Annotated in this window: 2 protein-coding genes; one reads left to right on the top strand and one right to left on the bottom strand. The window is 42.8% G+C overall.

Annotation, left to right across the window (positions count from 1 at the left end):
• On the bottom strand, window positions 1–674 hold a 674-nt coding region (locus tag ACW12G_RS07605), incomplete at its 3' end, for an FAD-binding protein (RefSeq protein ID WP_455647675.1).
• A 300-nt stretch (window positions 675–974) separates the two neighbouring features.
• On the opposite strand from ACW12G_RS07605, the gene ACW12G_RS07600 reads away from it, so the two are divergent.
• Window positions 975–1195: NAD-dependent epimerase/dehydratase family protein (locus tag ACW12G_RS07600; RefSeq protein ID WP_455647674.1), on the top strand; the 221-nt coding region annotated here is incomplete at its 3' end.

The raw sequence follows: 1195 nt of genomic DNA, 5'->3' as shown, positions 1-1195 counted from the left end.
ACATCACGAACGACCTTTTCATGATTGTGCAGGGAGACGTGATGCTCAGTTGCTGGCACTTGGTTTAAATCAAAGTTGCGATTTTCCAAATTGGTAATAATTTCTTCAGGTGTATCACCCAAATCAATGCCAAGATGGTTCACTAGATGCATCTCATCGTTTTCATCAATCCAGACATAAAGTGACAATTCAGTGTAGGCTGGGCCACGACGAATCAGGGCACCCCCAGAATTGTTGTTAATACCGCCAATGACTGAGGCACCGAGATTGGATGAACCGATAACCGAATGTGGTTCACGATTTAATGGCCGCAGAGCATTCTCCAACTGGAAAAGCGTTGTGCCCGGAAAGGCCAAAACTTGTTCCCCATGATTAATCAGTTCCAAATCCTTAATTTTCATGCCGTTGACAACCACAGCTGGGCGATCATAACCAGGTGCTGGGACTGACCCTTCTGTCAAACTTGTATTGGCTGCTTGCATAATAATCACGATGTTATGCTCATGCAAAACATTCAATACACGCCACATGGCCATGAGACTGGTTGGGAAAACCACTGCTACGGCATCACCATGTCCTGAACGATAACCTTTACGAAAACGTAACGTCTTCCCGGCATTCGTGATGACATTTTTCTTGCCAACAACCGCAACCAATTCATCAACTAAACTCATACTTCTTGCAATCCTCCGTAATTCTCTGATATATAGACTAACATTACCTTTCATCATACGCCTTTTTTAGTCAAATGGGCACATAAATGTCTATTTTTCAGGAAAATATTACCAAGATGTTTTTTAATTTCCGAACAATTGTACGAATCAGGTTTTTTCATCTCAATTGCAATATGATTTGATGTCTAATTGTCCTATCCGAATCGCCAACTCACGCACTTTCCCACTGCGTTATCAGGTATAATGACTTAACCTGCCCACACCACTAATGGGCAGTAACTATCAGATATGGAAATTACAATGATGAAAACAAAAGTTGTCATTGCTGGCGGCACAGGATTTGTCGGTCAAGGCATCATCCAGCAACTTGATCCAACACAATATGACGTCCACAGTTTATCCCGCCACATTTACCACCCCCACACTAACGATAAAACAACTTATCACGTCGTCGATTTGTCTGATACACCAAGTGTGTCAGCAATCATCCAAGATGCTGATTGGGTGATTGACGCGGTCGG

The organism is Leuconostoc sp., assembly GCF_965300815.1.
This window is presented reverse-complemented; position numbering and strand designations above follow the sequence as displayed.